The 22,872-nt window shown below is 73.3% G+C and carries 26 protein-coding genes and 1 pseudogene; 13 read left to right on the top strand and 14 right to left on the bottom strand.

From position 1 onward, the window contains the following. The first annotated feature begins 173 nt into the window (after positions 1 to 173). From OG799_RS31585 to OG799_RS31555, 7 genes and pseudogenes are all read left to right on the top strand, one after another. Positions 174 to 1,487 carry an ABC transporter substrate-binding protein gene (locus OG799_RS31585; RefSeq protein WP_406040376.1) on the top strand — a complete coding sequence of 438 codons (1,314 nt, stop codon included), beginning with the start codon at positions 174 to 176 and terminating at the stop codon, positions 1,485 to 1,487. Positions 1,488 to 1,560: 73 nt separating this feature from the next. Beyond that, a complete protein-coding gene (locus OG799_RS31580; protein WP_406040374.1) occupies positions 1,561 to 2,547 on the top strand; it encodes a carbohydrate ABC transporter permease in 987 nt (328 codons plus the stop codon). Further along, the gene (locus tag OG799_RS31575) at positions 2,547 to 3,380 is read left to right on the top strand and encodes a carbohydrate ABC transporter permease (protein WP_406040372.1); all 834 of its coding nucleotides are present in this window, start codon (positions 2,547 to 2,549) and stop codon (positions 3,378 to 3,380) included. The genes OG799_RS31580 and OG799_RS31575 overlap by 1 nt, the downstream gene beginning before the upstream one ends. Beyond that, a pseudogene (locus OG799_RS31570) lies at positions 3,377 to 4,754 on the top strand (GH1 family beta-glucosidase). The gene OG799_RS31575 and the pseudogene OG799_RS31570 overlap by 4 nt, the downstream one beginning before the upstream one ends. A 19-nt stretch (positions 4,755 to 4,773) precedes the next feature. After that, complete coding sequence (locus OG799_RS31565) at positions 4,774 to 5,781, top strand: LacI family DNA-binding transcriptional regulator (protein ID WP_406040370.1); 1,008 nt, start codon at positions 4,774 to 4,776, stop codon at positions 5,779 to 5,781. A gap of 107 nt (positions 5,782 to 5,888) precedes the next feature. Next, entirely contained in the window at positions 5,889 to 6,290 is a 402-nt protein-coding gene (locus OG799_RS31560; protein WP_406046464.1) for a RidA family protein, read from the top strand. Next, a complete protein-coding gene (locus OG799_RS31555) occupies positions 6,290 to 7,186 on the top strand; it encodes a GNAT family N-acetyltransferase (RefSeq protein ID WP_406040368.1) in 897 nt (298 codons plus the stop codon). Before OG799_RS31560 ends, OG799_RS31555 begins: the two co-directional genes overlap by 1 nt. A gap of 92 nt (positions 7,187 to 7,278) precedes the next feature. On the opposite strand, the gene OG799_RS31550 is transcribed toward OG799_RS31555, so the two are convergent. After that, complete coding sequence (locus OG799_RS31550; protein WP_406040366.1) at positions 7,279 to 7,794, bottom strand: O-acetyl-ADP-ribose deacetylase; 516 nt, start codon at positions 7,792 to 7,794, stop codon at positions 7,279 to 7,281. 1 nt (position 7,795) lies between these two features. Further along, entirely contained in the window at positions 7,796 to 8,587 is a 792-nt protein-coding gene (locus OG799_RS31545) for an EI24 domain-containing protein (RefSeq protein WP_406040364.1), read from the bottom strand. Positions 8,588 to 8,692: 105 nt separating this feature from the next. Between OG799_RS31545 and OG799_RS31540 the strand changes: the two genes are divergently transcribed. After that, positions 8,693 to 9,751 (top strand): helix-turn-helix transcriptional regulator, encoded by a 1,059-nt coding sequence (locus tag OG799_RS31540; protein WP_406040362.1) that lies wholly within the window; start codon positions 8,693 to 8,695, stop codon positions 9,749 to 9,751. Here the strand turns inward: OG799_RS31540 and OG799_RS31535 are convergent. After that, positions 9,742 to 10,656: an SDR family oxidoreductase gene (locus tag OG799_RS31535; RefSeq protein WP_406040360.1), complete on the bottom strand. Its 915-nt coding sequence runs from the start codon at positions 10,654 to 10,656 to the stop codon at positions 9,742 to 9,744. The two genes, OG799_RS31540 and OG799_RS31535, sit on opposite strands and share 10 nt — an antisense overlap. Positions 10,657 to 10,733: 77 nt before the next feature. Here OG799_RS31535 and OG799_RS31530 point away from each other — a divergent pair, with 77 nt between their 5' ends. Both OG799_RS31530 and OG799_RS31525 read left to right on the top strand, forming a co-directional pair. Then, positions 10,734 to 11,420, top strand: a complete 687-nt coding sequence (locus tag OG799_RS31530) for a DNA polymerase beta superfamily protein (protein WP_406046463.1) — start codon at positions 10,734 to 10,736, stop codon at positions 11,418 to 11,420. 204 nt (positions 11,421 to 11,624) lie between these two features. After that, a complete protein-coding gene (locus OG799_RS31525) occupies positions 11,625 to 12,527 on the top strand; it encodes a GNAT family N-acetyltransferase (RefSeq protein WP_406040358.1) in 903 nt (300 codons plus the stop codon). 58 nt (positions 12,528 to 12,585) lie between these two features. Here the strand turns inward: OG799_RS31525 and OG799_RS31520 are convergent, their stop codons facing one another. The 5 genes from OG799_RS31520 to OG799_RS31500 all read right to left on the bottom strand — a co-directional run bounded on the left by OG799_RS31520 (position 12,586) and on the right by OG799_RS31500 (position 15,897). After that, positions 12,586 to 13,323: an alanyl-tRNA editing protein gene (locus tag OG799_RS31520; RefSeq protein WP_406040356.1), complete on the bottom strand. Its 738-nt coding sequence runs from the start codon at positions 13,321 to 13,323 to the stop codon at positions 12,586 to 12,588. A gap of 11 nt (positions 13,324 to 13,334) precedes the next feature. Beyond that, complete coding sequence (locus tag OG799_RS31515; RefSeq protein WP_406040354.1) at positions 13,335 to 14,222, bottom strand: alpha/beta fold hydrolase; 888 nt, start codon at positions 14,220 to 14,222, stop codon at positions 13,335 to 13,337. Further along, a complete protein-coding gene (locus OG799_RS31510; protein WP_406040352.1) occupies positions 14,219 to 14,539 on the bottom strand; it encodes a DUF2516 family protein in 321 nt (106 codons plus the stop codon). Before OG799_RS31510 ends, OG799_RS31515 begins: the two co-directional genes overlap by 4 nt. Positions 14,540 to 14,611: 72 nt before the next feature. After that, positions 14,612 to 15,295 (bottom strand): hypothetical protein, encoded by a 684-nt coding sequence (locus OG799_RS31505; protein WP_406040350.1) that lies wholly within the window; start codon positions 15,293 to 15,295, stop codon positions 14,612 to 14,614. Next, positions 15,292 to 15,897 (bottom strand): helix-turn-helix domain-containing protein, encoded by a 606-nt coding sequence (locus OG799_RS31500; RefSeq protein ID WP_406040348.1) that lies wholly within the window; start codon positions 15,895 to 15,897, stop codon positions 15,292 to 15,294. Before OG799_RS31500 ends, OG799_RS31505 begins: the two co-directional genes overlap by 4 nt. A gap of 111 nt (positions 15,898 to 16,008) precedes the next feature. Here OG799_RS31500 and OG799_RS31495 point away from each other — a divergent pair, with 111 nt between their 5' ends. Continuing rightward, positions 16,009 to 16,806 carry an alpha/beta fold hydrolase gene (locus OG799_RS31495; RefSeq protein WP_406040346.1) on the top strand — a complete coding sequence of 266 codons (798 nt, stop codon included), beginning with the start codon at positions 16,009 to 16,011 and terminating at the stop codon, positions 16,804 to 16,806. A 264-nt stretch (positions 16,807 to 17,070) separates the two neighbouring features. Here OG799_RS31495 and OG799_RS31490 read toward each other — a convergent pair whose 3' ends face one another. The 4 genes from OG799_RS31490 to OG799_RS31475 all read right to left on the bottom strand — a co-directional run bounded on the left by OG799_RS31490 (position 17,071) and on the right by OG799_RS31475 (position 20,616). Beyond that, positions 17,071 to 18,030: an asparaginase gene (locus tag OG799_RS31490; RefSeq protein WP_406040344.1), complete on the bottom strand. Its 960-nt coding sequence runs from the start codon at positions 18,028 to 18,030 to the stop codon at positions 17,071 to 17,073. Positions 18,031 to 18,124: 94 nt separating this feature from the next. Beyond that, positions 18,125 to 18,952: a 3-keto-5-aminohexanoate cleavage protein gene (locus tag OG799_RS31485; RefSeq protein WP_406040342.1), complete on the bottom strand. Its 828-nt coding sequence runs from the start codon at positions 18,950 to 18,952 to the stop codon at positions 18,125 to 18,127. 126 nt (positions 18,953 to 19,078) lie between these two features. Beyond that, positions 19,079 to 20,191 (bottom strand): YgfZ/GcvT domain-containing protein, encoded by a 1,113-nt coding sequence (locus OG799_RS31480; RefSeq protein ID WP_406040340.1) that lies wholly within the window; start codon positions 20,189 to 20,191, stop codon positions 19,079 to 19,081. After that, positions 20,188 to 20,616, bottom strand: a complete 429-nt coding sequence (locus tag OG799_RS31475) for a Fur family transcriptional regulator (RefSeq protein WP_406040338.1) — start codon at positions 20,614 to 20,616, stop codon at positions 20,188 to 20,190. Before OG799_RS31475 ends, OG799_RS31480 begins: the two co-directional genes overlap by 4 nt. Before the next feature lie 67 nt (positions 20,617 to 20,683). On the opposite strand from OG799_RS31475, the gene OG799_RS31470 reads away from it, so the two are divergent. Beyond that, positions 20,684 to 21,532 carry an aminotransferase class IV gene (locus OG799_RS31470; protein ID WP_406040336.1) on the top strand — a complete coding sequence of 283 codons (849 nt, stop codon included), beginning with the start codon at positions 20,684 to 20,686 and terminating at the stop codon, positions 21,530 to 21,532. 19 nt (positions 21,533 to 21,551) lie between these two features. On the opposite strand, the gene OG799_RS31465 is transcribed toward OG799_RS31470, so the two are convergent. Both OG799_RS31465 and mtfM read right to left on the bottom strand, forming a co-directional pair. Further along, complete coding sequence (locus OG799_RS31465) at positions 21,552 to 22,154, bottom strand: FABP family protein (protein WP_406040334.1); 603 nt, start codon at positions 22,152 to 22,154, stop codon at positions 21,552 to 21,554. A 173-nt stretch (positions 22,155 to 22,327) separates the two neighbouring features. Continuing rightward, a complete protein-coding gene (mtfM, locus tag OG799_RS31460; protein ID WP_275587258.1) occupies positions 22,328 to 22,432 on the bottom strand; it encodes a small membrane protein MtfM in 105 nt (34 codons plus the stop codon). A gap of 23 nt (positions 22,433 to 22,455) precedes the next feature. Here mtfM and OG799_RS31455 point away from each other — a divergent pair, with 23 nt between their 5' ends. After that, positions 22,456 to 22,818 (top strand): DsrE family protein, encoded by a 363-nt coding sequence (locus OG799_RS31455; protein WP_406040331.1) that lies wholly within the window; start codon positions 22,456 to 22,458, stop codon positions 22,816 to 22,818. Positions 22,819 to 22,872 lie beyond the last annotated feature (54 nt).

The raw sequence follows: 22,872 nt of genomic DNA, 5'->3' as shown, positions 1-22,872 counted from the left end.
CCCGTCGGAAGGCCACTCTTCGTCGTTCCACGAGTCCCGGGAACCAGTTGACAACGGTCTGAGAACGCTCTCTTGACAGAAATTGAGGCAGGCACCGCCCTTTCGCGAGAGCGCTCTCTCAGTCACCGGAACCACCTCCATCACCCGTACGACCTAGAGGGGTCAGATAAGAGATGGCTACCTTCACGCGCCGCCGCCTGGCGGCGGTGGCCCTCGTCGCCACCACCGCGCTGCTCGGCACCGCCGCCTGCGGCGGTGCCGACGACGACAAGTCCGCCGCCGACGGACCGGTCACGCTCACCGTCGACGTGTTCGGCCAGTTCGGCTACGACGAGCTGTACAAGGAGTACATGGCCAGCCACCCCGACGTGAAGATCGTTGAGCGGGGCACCGGCAGCAACCTCGACGAGTACTCGCCGAAGCTGACCCAGTGGCTGGCCGCGGGGAAGGGCGCCGGCGACATCGTCGCCATCGAGGAAGGCCTGCTGGTCGAGTACAAGGCCAACCCGCAGAACTTCGTCAACCTGCTCGACCACGGCGCCGTCGACCTCAAGGGCAACTTCCTCGAGTGGAAGTGGAACCAGGGCCTCACCGCCGACGGCAAGCAGCTGATCGGCCTCGGCACCGACGTCGGCGGCATGGCGATGTGCTACCGCAAGGACCTCTTCGCCAAGGCCGGCCTGCCCACCGACCGGGACGCGGTCTCCAGGCTCTGGCCCACCTGGCAGGACTACATCAAGGTCGGCGAGCAGTTCAAGGCGAAGAACACCGGCGCCTCGTTCCTGGACGCCGCGACCAACACCTTCAACACCATCCTGCTGCAGACCGCCGGCAACACCCAGGGATACAGCTACTACGACACCAGCAACAACCTGGCCGTGGACAGCAACCCGGCCGTCAAGCAGGCGTACGACACCACGCTGGACATCATCGACTCCGGCCTCTCCGGCAAGTACGGCTCCTGGTCGGAGGAGTGGGTGTCGGCGTTCAAGCAGTCCAAGTTCGCCACCATCGCCTGCCCGGCGTGGATGACCGGCGTCATCGAGGGCAACGCCGGCCCCGCCGCCAAGGGCAAGTGGGACATCGCGCAGGTGCCCGGCAACGGCGGCAACTGGGGCGGCTCCTTCCTCGCCGTGCCGAAGCAGACCGAGCACCAGGCCGAGGCGATCGAGCTGGCCAAGTTCCTGACCAGCGCCAAGGGCCAGATCGGCGCCTTCAAGGCCAAGGGCCCGCTGCCGTCCTCGCCGCAGGCGCTGGAGGACCCGGCGATCGTCGACTCGACGAAGGAGTACTTCTCGAACGCGCCGGTCGGCAAGATCTTCGCCACCGGGGCCAAGAGCCTGAAGCCGGTCTACATGGGCCCGAAGAACCAGGCCGTCCGTACCGAGGTGGAGACCGCGGTCCGCACCGTCGAGCTGGGGCAGCGCAGCCCCGAGCAGGGCTGGACCGACGCGGTGAACAACGCCAAGAAGGCCGCCGCCAAGTAGCCCGAGCAGCCAGGCGTGCGGGCGGGGCCCGGCGACGGGGTACCGCGCGCACGGCGGAAAGGAGTCATGGGCCATGGCCGTCCAGCTCGACGCCCGGCCGCCGGTCGCACCGGCGCACCGCACCCCCCGCCCCTCCCGGGCCGCCCGGCTCAGCCGGTTCGACACCCGGTACTCGCCCTACCTCTACATCGCCCCGTTCTTCCTGCTCTTCGGGGTGTTCGGGAGCTACCCGCTGATCTACACGTTCTGGGTCTCGCTGCACGACTGGGACCTGCTCGGCGCCGAGCACACCTTCATCGGGTTCGACAACTACACCCAGCTGCTGGCCGGCCCGGACTTCTGGCACTCGGTGGTCAACACCCTCGGCATCTTCGTCATCTCCACCGTCCCGCAGTTGCTCCTCGCGCTCTGGCTGGCCAACCTGCTCAACCGCCGGCTCCGCGCCCGGACCACCTGGCGGATGGCGGTGCTGATCCCGAACGTCACCTCCACCGCCGCCGTGGCGATCGTCTTCGCGGTGCTCTTCGGCCGCGAGTTCGGCATGATCAACTGGCTGCTCGACCACGTCGGCGTCGGCGCCGTCGACTGGAAGGCGAACAGGTTCGCCTCCTGGGTGGCCATCTCGACGATGGTCGACTGGCGGTGGACCGGCTACAACGCGCTGATCTTCCTGGCCGCCATGCAGGCCATCCCGCGCGACCTGTACGAATCCGCCTCGATCGACGGTGCGAGCCGGTCGAGGCAGTTCTGGTCGATCACCGTGCCGCTGCTCAAACCGACGATCGTCTTCGCGGTCATCATCTCCACCATCGGCGGGCTCCAGCTCTTCACCGAGCCCCGCCTGTTCAACTCCGGCACCAACGCGATCCGCGGCGGCCCGCTGCGCGAATCGCAGACGGTGACCATGTACATGTTCGAGAACGCCTTCGCGCCGCACTACAACTTCGGCTACGGATCGGCGATCGCCTGGCTGCTCTTCGCGCTGATCGGGGTGGTCGCGGCCGTCAACGTGCTGCTCCTCCGCCGGCTCGGCGGCGGCGTCCGGAAGGAGGGCGACTGATGTCCCGGATCTGGTCGGCCAGCCGGCTCACCTACCTGGCGCTGACCCTCACGGCCTTCCTGTCGATCTTCCCGATCTACTGGATGTTCGTGGTGGCCAGCCGGACCAGCGACGCGATGGGGCAGGTGCCGCCGCCGGTCACCCCGGGCGGCAACCTCGGCGCCAACATCGCCCGGTTGTTCTCCAACACCGACGCGTACTTCCTCACCGGTCTGATCAACTCGGCCATCGTGGCGGGCACCGTCACCGTCTCGGTGGTCTTCTTCTCCACCCTCGCCGGGTTCGCGTTCGCCAAGCTGCGCTTCCGGGGACGCAACGCGCTGCTGCTGGTAATCGTCGCCACGATGATGGTGCCGACCCAGCTCGGCGTCATCCCGCTCTACCTGCTGATGACCAAGCTGAACTGGAACGACCGGCTGCCGGCGGTGATCGTCCCGGCCCTGGTCACCGGGTTCGGCGTGTTCATGATGCGCCAGTACGCGGGCCAGGCGGTCAGCACCGAGCTGATCGAGGCGGCCCGGGTGGACGGCTGCAACACCGCCCGGATCTACTGGAACGTGGTGCTGCCGGCGCTGCGCCCGGCCGCCGCGGTGCTCGGCCTGCTCACCTTCATGACCACCTGGAACGACTTCCTCTGGCCGTACGCCGTGCTCAACGACCCGGAGAACCCGACCGTGCAGCTCTCCCTGCGGGCGCTGTCCGACGGCTACTACCAGGACATGTCGCAGGTGTTCACCGGGACGGCGATCGCCACTCTTCCCCTGCTGCTGGTCTTCATCGTGTTCGGCCGCCAGATCATCGGCGGCATCATGGAAGGTGCGGTCAAGGCGTGAGTGAGGTGCGATTTCCCGACAACTTCGTCTGGGGGGCGGCCACCGCCGCGTACCAGATCGAGGGCGCCGCCCAGGAGGACGGTCGCGGCCCGTCCATCTGGGACACCTTCAGCCGTACGCCCGGAAAGGTGTTCCAGGGGCACACCGGCGACGTGGCCTGCGACCACTACCACCGGTACGCCGACGACGTGGCGCTGATGGCGGAGCTGGGGCTCGGGACGTACCGCTTCTCGGTCGCCTGGCCGCGGATCCAGCCGGACGGCACCGGCCCGGTCAACCCGCGCGGCCTGGACTTCTACGACCGGCTGGTGGACACGCTGCTGCGCCGGGGCATCGACCCGTTCGTCACGCTCTACCACTGGGACCTGCCGCAGACGCTCCAGGACCGGGGCGGCTGGACCAACCGGGAGACCGCCGAGCACTTCGCCGACTACGCGGTCGCCGTGCACGGCCGGCTCGGCGACCGGGTCCGCACCTGGACCACGCTGAACGAGCCGTGGTGCTCGGCCTACCTGGGCTATGGCAACGGAGTGCACGCGCCCGGCGAGCAGGACGCCGGGGCGGCCTTCCGCGCCGTACACCATCTGCTGCTCGGCCACGGCCTGGCGACCCGGGCGTTGCGTGCGGCCGGGGTGGCAAGCCTCGGGATCACCCTCAACCCGGCGGACGTGCAGCCGGCCGACGCCGGCAGCGAGGCGGACGCCGCCGCGGTACGCCTGGTCGACGGCCTGCACAACCGGATCTTCCTGGACCCGCTGACCGGCGCCGGCTACCCGGACGACGTGCTGGAACACCTCGCCCGGCACGTCGAGCCGGCCGCCCTCGGGAACGGCGACGAGAAGATCATCGCGGCCCCGATCGACCTGCTCGGGGTCAACTACTACTCGCCCACCTACGTCTGCGGGCGGGCGGGTGGGGCGGGTGGCAGCGCGTACCCAGGAAGACGGCGTGGTGGAGTTCCTGCCGCCGGTCGGCCCGCTCACCGAGATGGGCTGGATGATCGAGCCGGCCGGGCTGACCCGATTGCTGGAGCGGATCGGCGCCGACTACCCGGGGCTGCCGTTGATGATCACCGAGAATGGCGGGGCGTTTCCGGACAAGGCCGGCGCCGAGGACCCGGATGGGACCGGCTGGGTGGCCGACAGCGACCGGGTCGCGTACCTCGACGGACACCTGCGCGCCGTACATCAGGCCATCGCCCGAGGCGTGGACGTGCGCGGTTATCTCGTATGGTCGTTGCTGGACAACTTCGAATGGGCCGAGGGCTACCGGAAGCGGTTCGGGATCGTCCACGTCGACTACCTGACCCAGCGGCGCACACCGAAGGAGAGTGCCCGGTGGTACCAGGAGGTGATCTCCCGGAACGGGCTGTGACGAGGTGGTGGTAACGGGGATGACGACGGCACAACGACCGACCCTGGAGGCGGTGGCCCGACGGGCCGGGGTGTCCCGGGCCACGGTCTCCCGGGTGGTCAACGGCTCCACCACCGTCGCCGAGTCGATCCGGGAGGCGGTCCGCCGGGCGGTCGAGGAGCTGGGGTACGTGCCGAACCTGGCCGCCCGCAGCCTGGTCACCCAGCGGACCGACTCGGTCGCCCTGGTCATGCCCGAGGAGGCCACCCGGGTCTTCTCCGACGACCAGGTCTTCCCGGGCATCATCCGGGGCGTCAGCCAGGAGTTGGAGGCGGCCGACAAGCAGCTCGTGCTGATGCTCGCCGGCTCGCCGGCCGGGCACCAGCGGGTCGAGCGCTACACCACCGGGCGGCACGTGGACGGGGTGCTCTTCGCCTCGCTGCACGGCGAGGACCCGCTGCCGGGCGTCCTGTCCCGGCTGGGCATCCCGGTGGTGTGCGCCGGTCGGCCGCTCGACGGCGCCGAGGTGCCGTACGTGGACGTGGACAACGTCGGCGGGGTCACCCGGGCGGTGCGGCACCTGATCGGGAACGGTCGGCGACGGATCGCCACCATCGCCGGGCCGCAGGACATGGTCGCCGGGATAGAGCGGCTGGCCGGCTACCGGGAGGCCATGGCCGCAGCCGGGCTGCCCGCCCGGGAGGCGTTCGGGGACTTCACCCGGGAGTCCGGGGCGAGGGCGATGCGGGACCTGCTCGCCGCGGACCCCGACCTGGACGCGGTCTTCGCCGCCTCCGACCTGATGGCGCACGCCGCTCTGCGCACCCTGCGCGAGGCGGGGCGGCGGGTGCCGGCGGACGTGGCGGTGATCGGCTTCGACGACATCGAAACCGCGGCGTACACCGACCCGCCGCTGACCACGGTGCGCTGGGACATCGTCGAGCTCGGCCGGGGAATGACCCGGCAGCTGCTGCGGATGGCGGCCGGCGAGGACGTCGAGCAGGAGCTGATCCTGCCGACGAACCTGATCGTCCGCGACTCGGCCTGAGGTGCAAGGAGGGGCCCCTGTCAACGCCTGGCGTTGCACAGGGGGGCCCTGTCAACTCGTCGCACGGCGCCGACCCGGGCGCTACGGTCCACGGCGTGACCGACACCGTGCAGCTCATCCGCGCGCCCCACCTCACCGACGTCGCCGAGTACGCCTACGCGGCGGGGGTGATCCCGCCGGCCCGGCTGGTCTTCACCGCCGGGGCCTGCCCGCTGGACGCCGACGGCAACACCGTCGCCCCCGGCGACCACGTCGGCCAGGCGCGGCAGGTGCTGGCCAACCTGGAGACCGCCCTGGCCGCCGCCGGGGCGGCGCTCACCGACGTCGTCAAGACCACCGTGTACGTCGCGACGACCGACCGGGCCGACCTGGTGGCCGTGTGGCAGGTGGTCCGGGACGCCTTCGGCGACCACGACCCGCCGAGCACCCTGCTCGGGGTGACCGTGCTCGGCTACCCGGACCAGCTCGTCGAGGTCGAGGCGGTCGCCGCCGTCCGCGAGGTGGGCTGATGCTGATCCGTGCCGCCCACCCCGACGACGCGCCCGCCGTCGTGGCGCTGCGCGCGCTGGTCTATCCGTACCTGGTGCGCGGGGTCGAGTCGACCCGCCGGATGATCGCCGAGCCGTCGCCGGGCGAGGAATGGACCGCGTTCGTGGCCGAGATCGACGGCCGGGTGGCCGGCTGGGTGTCGGCCTACCGCAACGGCAACACGTCGGAGGCGGACTTCGGGGACGTCTCCCTGCTGCACGTCCACCCGGAGCAGCGCGGCCGGGGCATCGGCGTCGCGCTGCTGGACGCCGCGCTCGGCCACCTGCGTCCGCTGGGGATCCGCCGGGTGCGGGCCTCGGCGCTGACGGAGTCGCTGCCGTTCGCCCGCCGGCACGGCTTCACGCCGAGCCGGGGGCTGCGCTACTCGGCGCTCGACCTGCGGGCGGCACCGCCGCTGGCCGACGCCCCGGACGGGGTACGGCTGCTGCCGCTGGCCGGGCTCGATCCGCGTCGGCTGCACGCCGCCCACGTCGCGGCCTCCGCCGACGAGCCGGGCGACGCGCCCACCGACGCGCTCAGCTATGCGAACTGGCGCTACGAGGTCTGGGACAACCTCGGGCTGGACCGGCAGGCCAGCACGGCCGTCGAGGTCGACGGCGAGCTGGTGGCCTTCAGCCTGGTGAAGCGGGACGGCGACCGGATGTGGTCGGACATGACGGCCACCCTGCCGGCGTTCCGTGGCCGGGGGTTGGCCCGCATAGCCAAGATCGCCGCGCTGCACCGCGCCCGCGACCGCGGGGTCACCGTCGCCTACACCTCGAACGACGAGTCCAACGCCCCGATGCTCGCAATCAACGAGCGGCTCGGCTACCGGCCGGTGGCCGCCCAGTGGTCCTGCCTCGCCGAGCTGAGCTGACCCGACGACCGCCCGCGTCGGCGGTCCCGTGACCGGCCGACTCACCCGATGGTGGGGACGGACGCCTCACCAGGCGGCGGGGACCGGACACCTCAGCCCGCGGCGGCGATCCGCTCGGCGGTGGCGTACGTGTCGGCGCCGAAGAGGACCAGCCGGGCCTCGGTGACCCGCGCCGGGGTGGCCGCGCGGAGCACGGTCAACGCCTGGCGTATCGCGTCGTCGACCGGCCAACCGTAGACACCGGCGGAGATCAGTGGGAAGGCCACCGTCGCGGCGCCCAGCTCCTCGGCGACCGCCAGGCTGTTGGCGTAGCAGTCGCGCAGCAGCGTCGACCGGTCCTCGGCGGCGGAGAAGACCGGGCCGACGGTGTGGACGACCCAGCGGGCGGGCAGGTCGCCGGCGGTGGTGGCGACCGCCTGACCGGTTGGCAGGCCCCTGCCGTATCGGGAGGCGCGCAGCGCCCGGCACTCCGCGAGGATCGCCGGCCCGCCCTTGCGGTGGATCGCCCCGTCCACTCCCCCGCCACCGAGCAGCGACGAGTTGGCCGCGTTGACGATCGCGTCGACCCGCTGCGCGGTGATGTCCCCCGCGACCAGGGTGATCTCCATGTCAGCGCTCCTCGATGGGCTGGCCGAGCGACCGGCGGGCGAGCAGGGTGGCCCCGGCCACGGCGGCCGGCATGACCAGCACCGCGCCGAGCGGGATCAGGAAGCAGACGAAGACCGCCACGCCGAAGCCGAGCGCGGTCGGCCGGTCCGCCCTCAGCAGCGAGCGGCGGTCCGGCAGCCGCATGCCGCGCCGGTAGAAGGGCGCGCCGACCAGTTCCAGGGCGAGGAACCAGCCGCCGACCGCCGCGCCGATCACCGGTACGACGGTCTGCCCGACCACCGGAATGAAACCGGCCGCGAAGAGCGGGATGCCGACCAGCGCGGAGATCGCCACCAGTCGCAGCGAGTCGACGACGCTGCGCCGCAGCGACGCCCAGAACGGCACGTCGACCGCGCCCGGGGTGCCGCCGAAGCGCTCCTCGACCCGCTCGGAGATCTTCTCGTAGAACGGGTCACCGATCACCAGGGTGACCGCGGTGAAGGTGACCACCGCGAGCAGGCCGCCCAGCCCGAGGAAGGCCAGTCCGGCGATCACCCGGACCAGACCGCGCGGGGTCGCCGACCAGTCGTCCGCGAACGGGGTGACCAGCGCGGCGAGGTCGTCCACGAAGTACACCAGGGTGGCGAAGGCGGCGATGAAGAGCGCGCCGGAGATCAGTGCCGGGACGATGCCGAGCAGCATCAGGCCGGGGCTGCGGACACAGAGGCCGAGGCCGCGCAGCAGCAGCCCGGCACCGGCGAAGAACCGGCCGACGGCGCCGGTGACGGGGGCGGCGAGGCAGGGTGCGTTCACGACCGCAGAGCCTAACGGTCCCCCGCACCCGCGGCCCGGGTGTCAACCGGGGGCCCTTGCTCTACCGGAGGCGTCAAGTGGGGCCCTTCCTTACACAATGGGCGGGTGCGCGCGTCCCGGCTGATCTCGTTGGTCCTGCTGCTCCAGTCGCGGGAGACGATGACCGCGGCCGAGCTGGCCCGGGAGCTTGAGGTCTCCGAGCGGACGGTCTACCGGGACGTGTTGGCGCTCTCCGCCGCCGGGGTGCCGGTCTACGCCGACCGGGGCCGGGCGGGCGGCTACCGGCTGCTCGGCGGCTACCGGACCCGGCTGACCGGGCTGACCCGGGACGAGGCGGAGGCGCTCTTCCTGGCCGGACTGCCCGGCCCGGCCGGTGCCATGGGGCTCGCCGACGCGGTGGCCGCCGCCGAGCTGAAGGTGCTGGCGGCGCTGCCGCCGAGCCTGCGGGACGCGCCCGCCCGGGCCGGCCAGCGGTTCCACCTCGACGTGCCGGGCTGGTTCCGGGAGGCGGGGCCGCCGCCGTGGCTGGCCGAGCTGGCCCGGGCGGTGTGGCGGGACCGGGTGGTCGAGCTGCGCTACCGGCGCGGCGACCGGGAGGTCAGCCGCACCGTGCAGCCGTACGGGCTGGTGTTGAAGAGCGCGGTCTGGTACCTGGTGGGCCGGGTCGGCGACGGGCACCGGACGTACCGGGTGGACCGGGTGGTCGGCGTCGAGGTGGGCGAGGAGACCTTCGCCCGGGACGAGGGCTTCGACCTGGGTGCGTACTGGCGGGAGCACGCCGAGGCGTTCCTGCGCGGCATGCTGCGGGCCGAGGTCCGCGTCCGGCTGAGCCCCGCCGGCCTGCGGGCGTTACGGCACGTCGCGGAGGCCCCCTTCGCGTACGACGCGGCGGTGGCCGGCGCGGGCGAACCCGACGGGCAGGGCCGGGTGGTGACCCGGCTGCCCGTCGAGTCCGTGCCGGTGGCGTACAACGTGCTGCTGGGCCTGGGCCCCGAGGTGGAGGTGCTCGACCCGCCGGAGCTGCGGGCCCGTTTCGCCGAGGCGGCCCGCCGCTCGGCCGCGCTGTACGCCGACGTGCCGGAGACGCCGGCCGGGCCGGACGCCACGACGCCGGGCGGATCGGACGCCGCGACGCCGGACGGGCCGAGCGCCGGTCAGCGGTAGCCGGTGTCGTCGGCGGGCTTCCCGGCGGCCACCACCTCGTCGTAGTAGCGCGCCCAGTGCGGTCGGGTGCCGTCCAGGTCGGTGAAGCCGTACACCTGGGCCAACCCGCCGCTGTCCACGGACCTGCCGTTCCAGCGGGCCCGGTCCGGGTCGGCAGCGAGGGCGACCACCGCGCGCCCGACGAAGGCCGGCGTCTCCGACATGACGAAGTGCGGGTCCTTCGCCCCGCCGTCGCGCCAGGTGGCCTCGGTGACGCCGAAGTGCTCCAGCATCGCCTCGGAGCGCAGCCAGCCGGGGGTGAGCGCCACCGCGGTGCAGCCGTGCGGCGCCAGCTCGTGCGCCTGGGTGAAGGCGAGCCGGTTCACCGACACCTTGGCCAGGTCGTAGAAGACCGAGAGCCGGTAGGTGGCGTCGTTGTACTCCTTGGTGCCGTCGCCGATCTCGACGACCAGGCCGCCCCGGTTGCGGATCAGCAGCGGCAGGGCGAAATGGCTGGTGATGATGTGGGTGTCCACGGCGAGCCGAAGGGTCCGGAAGCCGGCGTCGAGGGGTTGCTCCCAGACCGGTTTCTCCCAGCTGATCAGCGGGTCGGCGCCCCAGATGTCGTTGACCAGCACGTCGAGCCGGCCCTGCTCGGCGTCGATCCGCTCGACCAGCTGGCGTACCTGGTCGGGGTCGAGGTGGTCGACGGCGACGGCGATGCCGGTGCCGCCGGCGGCGGTGACCAGCTCGGCGGTCTCCTCGATGGTCTCCGGCCGGTCCATCTCGGACCGGCGCTCGCGGGTGGTGCGGCCAGTGGCGTAGACGGTGGCGCCGGCCGCGCCGAGCTGGACGGCGATCTGCCGGCCGGCGCCGCGGGTCGCCCCGGCGACGAGCGCGACCTTTCCTGTCAGCGGTGATGTCATACGGTCGACGGTGCCAGCAATACCTGACAGCCGAGGTCCGGTTTCCCGGGTGATCTGGATCCGCCATGATGACCCGCATGCACCTGCTGCTCTCCGGGATCGTCGGCTCGGTCGCCTACGGGCTGGCCGGCCCCGGCTCGGACGTGGACCGGATCGGCGTCTTCGCCGCGCCGACGGTGGCGTTCCACGGGCTGCACCCGCCCCAGGAGTCGATGGTCACCACCGACCCGGACGTCACCCTGCACGAGGCGGCCAAGTACGCCCGCCTGGCGCTGAGCGGCAACCCGACCGCCACCGAACTGATGTGGCTGCCGCAGGAGTGCTACGAGACCCGCACCGAGTTCGGCGAGCGGTTGATCGCCATCCGGTCGGCGTTCCTCAGCGCGCCCCGGGTCCGCGCCGCCTACCTCGGCTACGCCACCCAGCAGTTCCGCAGGCTGACCGCCCGGGACTCGTCGGTGGGCGGCCGGCGGCGGTCGGCGAAGCACGCCCGGCACCTCGCCCGGCTGCTGCACCAGGGCCGGGTGCTCTACACGACCGGCGTGCTGGAGATCCGGCTCGCCGACCCGGAGTGGTTCCGGGCCTTCGGCGAGCGGGTCGCCGGCGGCGCGCTGGACGAGGCGGAGGCGCTGGTCGCCGCGGCGGAGCGGGACTTCGACCGGTTCCGCAGCCCGCTACCGGAGCGGCCCGACTCCGAGACCGTCGAGCGCTGGCTGCTCGACGTCCGCGCCGCCCACCTGCCGCCGGAGCTGGCCCGGCCGTAGCCACCGAGAGGAGCGCCGGGCCCTCCGGCTCACGGCCGAAACCCAGTTGGCCCGGCACCGACCCTGCCGTTAGGCTGCGGCCGCGTCCTCGATCAGCGAAAGGGAGGTGAGCGCGATGTCCACCATGACAGTCATGTGCTCCCACCCGACGGCGAGGACGCCGAGGTCCTGAACCGGGAGCACGTCACCACCCGGAAGGACCCCATGACCGACCTGGTCATCCGCCCGATCACCGCGGGCGAGGAACACCTCTTCGACTCCCTGCCCGACTCCGCTCTCGTCGGCCGCGCCGCCTTCGGCGAGAGCTACCTCGACATGGCCGCCACCGGCCAGTACCGCCCCGAATGGACCTGGGTCGCCCTCCGCGACGACACCGTCGTGGCCCGCGCCGCCTGGTGGGGCGGCCCCGGCGACACCGCGCCGCTGGCGCTCGACTGGTTCGACTTCACCGATGCCGGCGCGGCGGTCGAGCTGCTGCGGACCGCGCCGCTGCGGGCGGAGTACTCCATCTCACTGCCACCCGGCTGGCGCGACGACTCGGCCGTCCGGGCGCAGGGCGAGGCCCGGATCGACGCTGCGACGAAGGCCGGCATGTCGGTGCTGGTCGAGCGGTACCGGTACCGCTGGACGGCCGACTGCGGGCTGCCGGCCCGACCGGGGCGGTTGGAGTTCCGCCCCGAACCGGACGACGCCGTCATCCTCGACGTCCTCCGCCGCATCGGCGAGGGCAGCCTGGACGCCCACACCCGCCACACCATCGCCACCTCCGGCCAGGAGGCGGCGGCCCAGGAGGAACTGGACCTGTTGCGCTGGCTGCCGAGTCCCCGTGACTGGTGGCGACTGGCCCGGACCGCGAGTGGCACGCTGGTCGGCATCATCGTGCCGGCCCGCAACCACAGCGATCCGATCGTCGCCTTCGTCGGCGTGCTCCCCGAGCAGCGCGGCCACGGCTACGCGTACGACCTGCTGGTCGAAGGCACGCACCTGCTGGTCGAAGGCGGCGCGACGGCAATCGTGGCCGCCACGGACCAGACCAACCACCCGATGGCCGCCGTCTTCGCCCGGGCGGGCTACCCGGTCGAGCGGGAACGCGTCGACCTGGTGTGACGCACCGGTCCCCGGCACCGGACCACCGGTGCCGGGGACACCGCCCGGCCCAGCCCGCTCAGTCCGCGAGGCGGACCCGGACCCGGCGGTTGGCGCGACCCTTGCTCTCCACCTTGACCACCTGGACCTTGCCGATCTGGGCGGTCGACGCGACGTGGGTGCCGCCGTCGGCCTGCACGTCCAGCCCGACGATGTCGACGATCCGGACCTCCTGCTCGTCGGGCGGGATCAGGTTCGACTGGGTGCGGATGATGTCCGGCAGGGCCAGCGCCTCGGCCCGGGGCAGCACCCGGACGGCGACCGACCGGTCGGCGGCCACCTCGGCGTTGACCAGCTCCTCGATCCGGCTCTTGAAGTCCGGCGGCACCTCGGGGAGGTTGAAGTCCATCCGGGCCTCGCCCGGTTCCATGTTGCCGCCGGTCACGAGCGCGCCGAAGTCGCGGAACACCACCCCGCAGAGCACGTGCAACCCCGAATGGGTACGCATCAGCATCGTCCGGCGGTCGTCCTCCACGGCGCCCGTCACCGCGGTGCCGACCGGCGGCACCGGGTCACCCTCGGCCGGGATCAGCCAGAGGTCGTCGCCCTTGCGGATGCCGACGATCCGGGTCTGCACGCCCTGCCAGAGCAGCACCCCGTGGTCCGGCGGCTGCCCGCCGCCGCCCGGGTAGAAGGCCGACCGGTCCAGCACGATGCCCTGCTCGGGGTCGGCCGCCAGCACCGTGCACTCCCACTCGCGCAGGGTGGGATCGGCGAGGTCGAGACGGTGGGTACGGCCGTGGTGTGTGACGCCCATGACAGGCGACGTTACCCGTTCAGGAACCCCGAGATCCGCTCCCGCAGGTCGGCGCGTTCCGACCACAGCACCCCCGGCCGGTCGTACACGTGCAGGGTGGCGTGCGGCAGCGCGGCGGCCAGCTCCTCGGCGACCGACACCGGATGCAGGTCGTCGCCGGCGCAGCCGATCACCAGCGCCGGCGCGGTGACCTGGGCGAGCGCGCCCGCGTCCCGCAGCGGCGCCTGCTCGGGCAGGCTGGCCAGCCCGGGGGCGAGCCCGTCCCGGAGCAGCTGGTCGAGCCGCTGCCGCAGGTACGCCCAGCCGGCCGGGGTGTTCCGCACGGCGGGCGGCAGTTCCATCGACACCACGTCGGCGAGGGCGGAGGCGTCGCCGCTCTCCACCGCGTCGAGCAGGTCGGTCAGCCGGTCCCGGGCCACCTCGCCGCGCGGCTTGTCCAGCACGGCGGGCAGGAAGAAGACCAGCTTCTCGAAGCGTTCCGGGCTCTCCACCAGCAGTCGGCAGAGCGCCCCGGCACCCAGGCTGGCGCCGAAGGCCCGGGTGGCGCCGCCGAGGTCGGCGACGGCCCGCAGGTCGCGGGCCAGGTCCAGATAGGTCCACGGCCCGGGCGGCGAGTCGGAGCGGCCGTGCCCGCGGAACTGGAAGAAGATTCTGCGGCCGGTGACCGCGCTGCCGAACGGGCGGGTGGTGGCGATGCCGTTGCCCAGCCCGTGCGCGAACACCGTGGCCGGGTCACCGGTGCCGGTGACCAGCCGCTCCAGCCGTACGCCGTGCGGGGTGGTGACCAGCTCGGTCTCCGGCTCCGGCAGGGCGGGACGGCCGGTGCGGGGCGCCCCCGGGCCCGGCCCCCAGGTGCGGGGACCACCGTCCGGCGGCGGGGGCCAGCGGAAACCCCTCACCAGAAGCCTTTGCCGTCGTGCAGGTCACGCAGCCCGGGCCGGACATCGAGCAGGTAGATCAGGCCGGCCGCGATGCCCGCCAGCGCGAAGATGCTCAGCACGCTGAACCCGAAGAACGGGAGGGTGAGCACCAGGCAGACCGCCAGGATGGCGATCCAGCCGCCCTTGGGCAGGGTGCCGATCGCCGGGAAGGCGTCGGAACGCTGGGTGATGGCGTGCACCAGGGCGACACCCTCGACGACCAGGGCGAAGACGAGCAGGATCAGCTCGATCACGTAGCGGACTTCGAACACGAAGATCGGCGCGGCGTAGGCCATGTCGGCAAGCTTATGCCGACGGCCCCGGAAACGTCCCGCAGGACGCTTCCGGGGCCGTCGATCCAGGATCGGCTACTCGGCGGCCGGGCGGGTCCGCTTGGTGGTCTTCGGCAGCTTCGCCGACGGGGTGGCGGCCGGCTTGGCGGTCGTGGCCCTGGCGGCGGTGGCCTTGGTGGCCCGGGTCCGCGGGGTCTTGGCGGCGGCCGGCTTGGCCTCGACGACCTCGGCCACGTCGGCCGGGGTGGGCACCTCGACCGGGGCGGCCGGCGTGGTGGTCGCGACCGGAGCGGCCTCGGTCGCCTCGATGTCCGCGTGCACCGTGTCGGCGGCCTCCAGCACGCCGGCGCCGACGACCCGCTCGCCGCGGGCGACCAGCTCGGCGTACGCGGCCAGGGCCTTGACCTGCGCGGCCTGCGCGCCGGCCAGGGCGCGCTCCTGCGCGGCCTCGGCGGCGGCCAGCACGGCCGCGGCGTTGCGGCTGGCGGCCTCGCGGAGCTTGTCCAGGTCGAGGTCGGCCGGGACGGCCTTCTCCCGCAGCCCGGTCGCGGTCAGGTTCGCGGTCTTCAGCGTCTCGGTGGCCTTCTGGCGCAGCTCGAAGCCGGTGACGACCGCCTTGCCGCCGAGGTCGGCGACGACCTTGGTGCCGAGGTCGGAGACCACGGTCGGGAGCTTGCGCAGCTGCTGCAGGGCCAGCTCGCCGGCGCCGGCGGCGGCGTAGAGCGGAGCGGGGATGCGGTTGGTCTTCGGCTGGGTCATGACTTCTCCTCCTCGGCCGCACCGGCGGCCTTCGGCGTGCTCTTCTTCGGGCGGGCGGTGGTGGTCGGGGCGGGGGCGGGGCCCGCCTCGGTGACGGCAACCGACTCGAGGACCGCCTCGGTCGGGGTGCCGTCCGGCGTCGTGGGGCCGGTGGCGGCGGGCGTCACGGTGGCCGGCGCCTGCGGGGCCTGCGCCGGCTCGCTGGCGGCGGGCGTCGCCGGCTCGGCGGCGCCGTTCGCGGCGGCGGTCGTCTCGGCGAGCCGGGCATTCTCCCGGCGGAACGTCTCGTAGATCTGGGTGAGCGACTGCTTCTGCGCCATGGTCAGCTCGGGGTCGACGGCGATCGCGGCGAGCACCCCCTGGCCTTCCCTGTCGTCGAGCAGCCCGGCGCGCAGGTACATCGCCGGGGTGGAGACGCGCAGGGCGCTGGCCAGCTGCTGGAGCACCTCGGCACTGGGCTTGCGCAGGCCGCGCTCGATCTGGCTGAGGTACGGGTTGCTGACGCCGGCCTGCTCGGCGAGCTGCCGCAGCGAGATCTTCGCGTTGCGGCGCAGATCGCGAATGAACCCGCCGACGTCGGGAAGGTCCTTGCTGGTGGCCATGACTCGACGCTATCCGGCCCTGCTAGCAACTGCAAGCAAAACGCTAACCAGAGTTAGCAAGGTCTCAGATCGACTGTTGCGCGCCCGGTGTCCGGTACGTACCGTCCTGGGGTGACCAAGATCGAAGTGAACGGCGCCCAGCTCGCGTACGACGAGGCCGGCGCCGGAACGCCGGTGCTGCTGCTGCACGCCGGCATCGCCGACCGGCGGATGTGGCGGGAGCAGCTCCCCGCGCTCGCCGCCCGGCACCGGGTCGTGGCCCTGGACCTGCGCGGCTACGGGGACTCCGAACTGCCGCCGGCCCCCTTCGCCCACCACGAGGACGTGGTCGGCCTGCTCGACGCGCTCGGCCTCGACCGGGCCGCCCTGGTCGGCTGTTCGTTCGGCGGCAAGATCGCGGTGGACGCCGCACTGGCCCACCCGGAGCGGGTCTCGGCGCTGGCCCTCTTCGGCGCCCCGGTCTCCGGCAACGAGTGGTCGGAGGAGACCGAACAGCTCTGGGAGACGCTGGTCGGCGAGGTGGACCCGGAGGACTTTGCCGCGTCCGCCGCCGGGGAGGTGCGGTTCTGGGTGGTCGGCCCGGCCCGCCGGCCCGAGGACGTGGACCCGGAGCTGATCCGGTTCGCCCAGGAGATGGACCAGCGGGCGCTCGCCGCCGAGCTGGCGTTGAGCGCCGTCGAGGTCGGCGAGCTCGACCCGCCGGCGATCGACCGGCTGGGCGAGCTGCGGATGCCGGTGCTGGTCGGGGCCGGCGCGGCGGACGTACCGGACATCAGCCGGCTCGCCGACCGCATCGCGGACGAGGCACCCGACGCGGTACGACTGCCCGACGTCCCGGACGCCGGCCACCTGCTGCCGCTGGAACGACCCGGACCGGTCAACGCCGCCCTGCTCGACTTCCTGCCCTGACAGCCCGCCCCGCCCGGCAGCCGGTCCCGCTGCGGCCGGGCTGAGCGCCCGCCCGGCGTGTCGCGCGCTGGGCGCCACCTCCCCTGGCAGCGATATGACTGTCAGGCATATTCATGCCGCACAGTCATATCGCTCGTCCGGGCGACCGCTACCGGACGGCGGGACCCCGCAGCCGCCGCCGCGCGCCCACCACCGCCCAGACGGGACGGCCCCGCCGACGGCACCGATCGCCGCGGGGCTGGGACGGGCCGCGGGCAGCGCGGGTCACCAGACGGCGCGGACCGCCCCGACCGGGAGGCCGCCACCGAGCAGCGGCACCTCGGCGTACTCGGTGAGCACCGGAGCGTCGACGCCGAGCCGGCCCAGCGCGGCGACCAGCACCGGCATCCGGGCGCGGGCGGCACCGTCGTCGATCTTGACAGCGACCGCGCCGACACCGGGGACGGCCGCCGCGATGACGCCCTCGGCGCCGACCTTGGCCAGCAGACCGGGTACGCCCCGCATCAGCCGGGTGTCGTCGGCCTGGGTGCCACCCACCAGCTCCGGGTACGCCCGCATCGCGTCGGCCACGGTCCGCTCGACCGTGCCGGGCTCCGCCGAGACCAGCCGCAGGTACGCCCGGGCCAGCCCGGTCAGCGAGACGGCGAGCACCGGCGCGCCGCAACCGTCGACCCCGACCGCCGCCGCCTCCTCGCCGGTGAACTCCTCGATCGCGGCGGTCAGCCGCCGCTGCAGCGGGTGGTCGGGCCGCCAGTACCCGTCCAGCGGCCAGCCGGCCGCGAGGCAGGTCAACAGCATCCCGGTGTGCTTGCCGGAGCAGTTCATCTGGACCCGCGTCGGCCCGCCGCCGGCCCGCAGCACGGCCTCCCGGGCCGTTTCGCCCACCGGCAGGTCGGGCGGGCAGTGCAGCGCCGACTCGTCGAGCCCGGCGCGGCGGAGCAGGGCAGCGACCCGTTCCAGGTGGAACCCCTCACCGGCGTGGCTGGCCGAGACCAGCGCCACGTCGGCCGGCTCGGTCAGCGGCAGGCCCGCGCGGAGCATCCCGATCGCCTGCATCGGCTTGCTGGACGAGCGGGGAAAGATCGCGGAGTCCACGTCCCCGGTGCCGGCCACCGTCGCGCCGGACGCGTGCAGCACCACCACCGAGCCGCGGTGCAGCCCCTCCACGAAGCCGGACCGGACCACCTCGGCGAGCGGCACGCCGCCCTCGTACGTCTTTCCCACGAGGTGGACGGTACCGACGGGTCCGGGAGGCCCGGCACCGGGGTGACCAGCGGCGTCGACCGCCGGCGTACAGGGGTGCCGGGCCGGTGCGGGCTTACACGCCGAGCAGCTGCCGGGCCTCGGCGGTGGTCAGCGGCGGGCGCTGGGCCAGCTGGGCGAAGCCGACCGCGCGGGCGACCAGCTGCATGTTGGACTCCACCGGCCGGCCCTTGGCGTACGTGACGGTGTCCTCCATGCCGACCCGCAGGTGCCCGCCGGTCGACAGCGAGGCGAGCATGACCGGGATGGTGCTGCGGCCGATGCCGGTCGCCGAGAAGGTGGTCCCCGCCGGCAGGTCACGGAGCATCTGCTCGGCAGCGACCAGCGTGGCGGTGGTGCCCGGCATCCCGCCCGGCACGCCCATCACGAAGTCGACGTGCACGTGCCCGCCGTGCGGCAGGCCGTACTTGCCGAGCAGTCGCTGAAGGGCGGTCAGGTGGCCGAGCTCGAAGATCTCGTACTCCGGCACGATGCCCTGCTCCTGCATCCGGGTGTGCAGGCCGACGATGAACTCCCAGCGGTTGAGGAACACATCGTCGCCGAAGTTGACCGTGCCCATGGTGCAGGAGGCCATGTCCGGACCGGCGTCCAGCACGGCCAGCCGGGCCGCCTCCGGGTCGGTCACCGCGCCGCCGGAGGAGAGCTGCACGATCAGGTCCGTGCTCTCCCGCAGCGCGGCCACCGTCGCCCGCAGCCGCCCCTGGTCCAGGGTCGGCTTCGCCTCGTCGTCCCGGATGTGGACGTGGATCACGGCGGCGCCGAGCGCCTCGCACTCCTTGGCGGTCAACAGCAGCTCGTCGAGGGTCACCGGCAGCGCCGGCACCTCCGCCTTGGCCGACTCCGCGCCGGTGGGGGCAACCGTGATCAACGTCCCTGTCGTCATGCCGGCGATCCTAGACGCCCAGGCCAGCCCCGGTCGACGGCCGGAGCGTGTCACGACGGAAGAATCATCCGTGCCCGTCAGCAGGAGCGGAAGAACTCCCGCTTCGCGGGCGTCTGCACGGCACCCTTACGCCGGGTCGATCGCGGCGGCGGTCTCGCCGACCAGGAGGCGGGCGTCGTCGGGCACGTTGCGCTTGAGCACCGCGAGCGCGATCTGGCCCAGCTCGTAGTGGTGCACGGCGGTGCCGACGAAACCGACCGCCCGGCCGTCCAGGGTCACCGGCGTGCCGGCGACCGGCGGCTGGTCGGTGGTCACCCCGTCCAGGTGCAGCAGGACGAGGCGACGCGGCGGCTTGCCCATGTTGTGTACCCGGGCCACCGTCTCCTGACCCCGGTAGCAGCCCTTGTCCAGGTGCACCGCCGGGGCGATCAGCCCCACCTCGGCCGGGATGGTCCGGTGGTCGGTGTCCACTCCGACCCGGGGTCGCCGGGCGGCCACCCGCACCGCCTCGTACGCCCACAGCCCCGCCACCGGCACCCCGGCGCCCCGCAGCTCGGCCACCACCTGGGTCATGCCGTCCCGGGGCACCAGCAGATCCACGCCGAGCGCCACCCGCCGGGCCCAGCCGCCCGTCGGCAGCGGCTGCACGTCGTACACGACGGTGGGCCGTGGTGGCAGCTCACCGGCACGGAACTTCGGGCCCGGCACCGTGACCAGGTCGGGCTCGGCGAGCCCGGCGACGCCGAGGGTGCCGAGCGCGCCAACCGCCTCCGGCCCGACCAGCGACAGCAGCGCGTGGTCGGCGGTGACATCGCGCGGCTCGACCTTGCTGAAGAACCGCATCCGCTCCAGGTACGACAGGAGGCCGGCGGTGGCGCCCGGCTCGGTGTCCAGCCAGGTGGTCTCGCCGTCCTCGGCGACCATGGCGTGCTGCTCGACGTGGCCGTGCGGGGAGAGCACCAGCAGCTCGGTGCCCTGCCCGGCGCCCAGCGTGGCGAGGTGCTGGCTGGTCAGGGTGTGCAGCCAGGAGATCCGCTCCTCGCCGGGCACCGCGATGACGCCCCGGTGTGACCGGTCCACCAGGCCCACGGCGGTGGCCAGGGTGCGCTGCTCGCGCATCGGGTCGCCGTAGTGGGCGGCGACCCCCCGCACCCCGGCCGCCCGGTGGGCGGGCTCGGGCTGGTCCCGGGTCTCCTCGTCGATCGCCTCGGCGGCCACCGCTCCCGCGATGTCGATCATTTCTGTTCCCCGTCCTCGCAGTGGCGGCAGACGCCGAAGAGCGCCACGTGCCCGATGTCAACCTGGAATCCCCGCTGAGCGGCCAACTGGTCGGCGAGCGGGCGGAGCAGCTCCCGATCGATCTCGTCGATCGCGCCGCACTCCCGGCAGACCAGGTGGACGTGCTGGTGCTCGCCGGCCGCGTGATACGTCGGCGAGCCGTGCGAGAGGTGGGTGTGGGTCACCAGGCCGAGCCGTTCCAGCAGCTCAAGTGTGCGGTAGATGGTGGTGATGTTGACCCCGGCGGCGACCTCCCGGACCGCCGTGTGCACCTGCTCCGGCGTGGCGTGCCCAAGGTCCAGCACCGCCTGTAGGACCAGCTGCCGCTGCGCCGTCAACCGCAGCCCGCGGGAGCGGAGCAGTTCCGCGAGGGAGGATTCGGACACCGTCCGATCATAGTTCGGCCGCCGCGCTCCGCCGGCCGCCGATGTCGTACGCCACTAGGCTCCGCTCGTGGTGGCATCGCGGGTGGCCGTGCTCGGCCGGGGCGTCGTACCGGCCGGGGAACCGGTGCTGCGCGGCGACGAGCGGGGGGCCCTGCACGGCGACGGGCTCTTCGAGACGATGCACCTGCGCGGCGGGCGGCCCTGGCTGCTCGACGCCCACCTGGCCCGGCTGCGGGCCGGCGCCGCGGCGGTCGAGCTGCCGCTGCCGCCCGACGGCTTCCTGGTCGAACTGCTCGACGCGATCCGGGCGGGCTGGCCGGCCGAGGTGGAGGGGGCGCTGCGGCTAATCTGCGCCCGGGGGCCGGAGGGCGGCGGGCCGCCGACCGTCTGGGCCACCCTCGGCGAGGTCCCCGCGGCGGCGAAGCGGGCCCGGCGGGACGGGGTGACCGTGGCCACCCTCCCCCTCGGGGTGGCCGCCCGCGCCCGCCCCGAGCTGGACTGGCTTCCGGTCGGCGTGAAGTCCACCTCGTACGGGGTGAGCACCGCGGCCCGCCGCTGGGCGGCCCGCAACCGGGTGGACGACGTGCTCTGGGTCTCCACCGACGGATACGTGCTGGAGGGGCCGAGCGCGAACGTGGTCTGGCTGGCCGGCGGAACCCTGTGCACGGTGCCGGCCGCGACCACGGGCATCCTGCCCGGCGTCACCGCCCGCCGGCTCCTCGAGCACGCCGCCGACCTGGGCCTGACCGCCGAGGAGCGGATGGCCACCCCGGTGGAGCTGGGGAGCGCGGACGCCGTCTGGCTCACCTCGTCGCTGCGCGGCCTCGCCGAGGTCCGCACCCTCGACGGCACCCCCCTGCCCCGCTCCGACCGCACCCCCGTCCTGCTCACCCTCCTCGGCTTCCCGCTCCCCTGACCCGCCGGGGCGGGGTGGGTCAGCCGGCTACGCGGATGAGGCGGGCGGAGAGGTGGGGGCTGAGGGCATGACCGAGGGCGGCCATCTCCTGCGCGTAGAGCAGGGCGCCCTCGACGATGCCGAAGAGGCGGGCGCCGGCGGTGACCTCCTTGGCCGTCGCGGTGCGGACCACCGCGTCGGTGGCGAACTCGATCTGGGTGCCCTTGCGCTTGCCGATGTGCAGCTCCATCACGCCGGTGGGCACGGACATCAGGGCTTCCAGCTCGTCGGTGACCCGCTCGCCGTCCAGCACCGGACGCCACCAGCCGACCTCGCGGCCGGCCGGGCGCACCGGGCGGCTCTGCTCGTCGAGGATCCAGGCCCGCGACTCGTAGAACAGGAACGGCCGGCCGTCGTGGCTGATCCGGATCTCCTGCGCGAAGTCGAAGTCCTCGATGGTGGGGAAACCGCCGCGCCCCCGGCCACGCCACACCCCGATGTACGGCAGCAGGCCGTCCAGGCTCGGGTGCAGCTTCGGGCCGACGCGCAGGTCGTGGCTCTCCTCGTACGGGTACGGGTCGACCGGCGGCGCGTTGAGCCACGGTGGCTGCAGGGGGTTCTCGTCCGACGGCTTCGCGCTCACCGCGCCACCTTCGTTCGCGACTGCGGGGCTCGCAAACCCGGCTCACTCCTCGCGCTCACCGCGCCACCTTCGTTCGCGACTGCGGGGCTCGCAAACCCGGCTCACTCCTCGCGCTCACCGCGCCACCTTCGTTCGCGACTGCGGGGCTCGCAAACCCGGCTCACTCCTCGCGCTCACCATTTGCCTCTCGAAATGCGGACAGCGACGTAGACCAGGCCACCGGCGAGCGCGCCCAGGCCGGCGACCAGCAGGCTGACGAACCCGATCTCGGTAACCATTCCGGCCATCCTATGCTGGCGCCATGGCCCGCACTCTCGTCGTCAAGGCCACCGCCGGGGCGGACGCCCCGGAGCGGTGCGCCCAGGCTTTCACGGTAGCCGCCACGGCGGCCGCCGCCGGGGTCGACGTGTCCCTCTGGCTGACCGGGGAGTCGACCTGGTTCGCGCTGCCCGGGAAGGCGCAGGAGTTCGAGCTGCCGCACTCCGCGCCGCTCGCCGAGCTGCTGCACGTGATCCTGACCACCGGAAAGGTCACCGCCTGCACCCAATGCGCCGCCCGCCGGGACATCGGCCCCGGCGACGTCATCCCCGGGGTGCGGATCGCCGGGGCGGCGGTCTTCGTCGAGGAGGCGATGGCCGAGGGCGCGCAGGCCCTGGTCTACTGACGCCGTCCGACCCGCCCCCGGCCGGTCCTCTTCGGGCGGAGTGCCGATACTGAC

Source organism: Micromonospora sp. NBC_00898, assembly GCF_045207895.1.
Taxonomy (GTDB): domain Bacteria; phylum Actinomycetota; class Actinomycetes; order Mycobacteriales; family Micromonosporaceae; genus Micromonospora.
This window is presented reverse-complemented; position numbering and strand designations above follow the sequence as displayed.

Excerpts from the sequence above, each read along its gene's own strand:
- OG799_RS31575 (WP_406040372.1), top strand. The coding sequence starts at position 2,547 with ATGTCCCGGATCTGGTCGGCCAGCCGGCTCACCTACCTGGCGCTGACC.
- OG799_RS31585 (WP_406040376.1), top strand. The coding sequence starts at position 174 with ATGGCTACCTTCACGCGCCGCCGCCTGGCGGCGGTGGCCCTCGTCGCC.
- OG799_RS31500 (WP_406040348.1), bottom strand. The coding sequence starts at position 15,897 with ATGGCCACCAGCAAGGACCTTCCCGACGTCGGCGGGTTCATTCGCGAT.
- OG799_RS31505 (WP_406040350.1), bottom strand. The coding sequence starts at position 15,295 with ATGACCCAGCCGAAGACCAACCGCATCCCCGCTCCGCTCTACGCCGCC.
- OG799_RS31520 (WP_406040356.1), bottom strand. The coding sequence starts at position 13,323 with ATGGGCGTCACACACCACGGCCGTACCCACCGTCTCGACCTCGCCGAT.
- OG799_RS31550 (WP_406040366.1), bottom strand. The coding sequence starts at position 7,794 with ATGGAGATCACCCTGGTCGCGGGGGACATCACCGCGCAGCGGGTCGAC.
- mtfM (WP_275587258.1), bottom strand. The coding sequence starts at position 22,432 with ATGGTTACCGAGATCGGGTTCGTCAGCCTGCTGGTCGCCGGCCTGGGC.
- OG799_RS31485 (WP_406040342.1), bottom strand. The coding sequence starts at position 18,952 with ATGACGACAGGGACGTTGATCACGGTTGCCCCCACCGGCGCGGAGTCG.
- OG799_RS31480 (WP_406040340.1), bottom strand. The coding sequence starts at position 20,191 with ATGATCGACATCGCGGGAGCGGTGGCCGCCGAGGCGATCGACGAGGAG.
- OG799_RS31535 (WP_406040360.1), bottom strand. The coding sequence starts at position 10,656 with ATGACATCACCGCTGACAGGAAAGGTCGCGCTCGTCGCCGGGGCGACC.
- OG799_RS31510 (WP_406040352.1), bottom strand. The coding sequence starts at position 14,539 with ATGGCCTACGCCGCGCCGATCTTCGTGTTCGAAGTCCGCTACGTGATC.
- OG799_RS31530 (WP_406046463.1), top strand. The coding sequence starts at position 10,734 with ATGCACCTGCTGCTCTCCGGGATCGTCGGCTCGGTCGCCTACGGGCTG.
- OG799_RS31525 (WP_406040358.1), top strand. The coding sequence starts at position 11,625 with ATGACCGACCTGGTCATCCGCCCGATCACCGCGGGCGAGGAACACCTC.
- OG799_RS31555 (WP_406040368.1), top strand. The coding sequence starts at position 6,290 with ATGCTGATCCGTGCCGCCCACCCCGACGACGCGCCCGCCGTCGTGGCG.
- OG799_RS31580 (WP_406040374.1), top strand. The coding sequence starts at position 1,561 with ATGGCCGTCCAGCTCGACGCCCGGCCGCCGGTCGCACCGGCGCACCGC.
- OG799_RS31565 (WP_406040370.1), top strand. The coding sequence starts at position 4,774 with ATGACGACGGCACAACGACCGACCCTGGAGGCGGTGGCCCGACGGGCC.
- OG799_RS31455 (WP_406040331.1), top strand. The coding sequence starts at position 22,456 with ATGGCCCGCACTCTCGTCGTCAAGGCCACCGCCGGGGCGGACGCCCCG.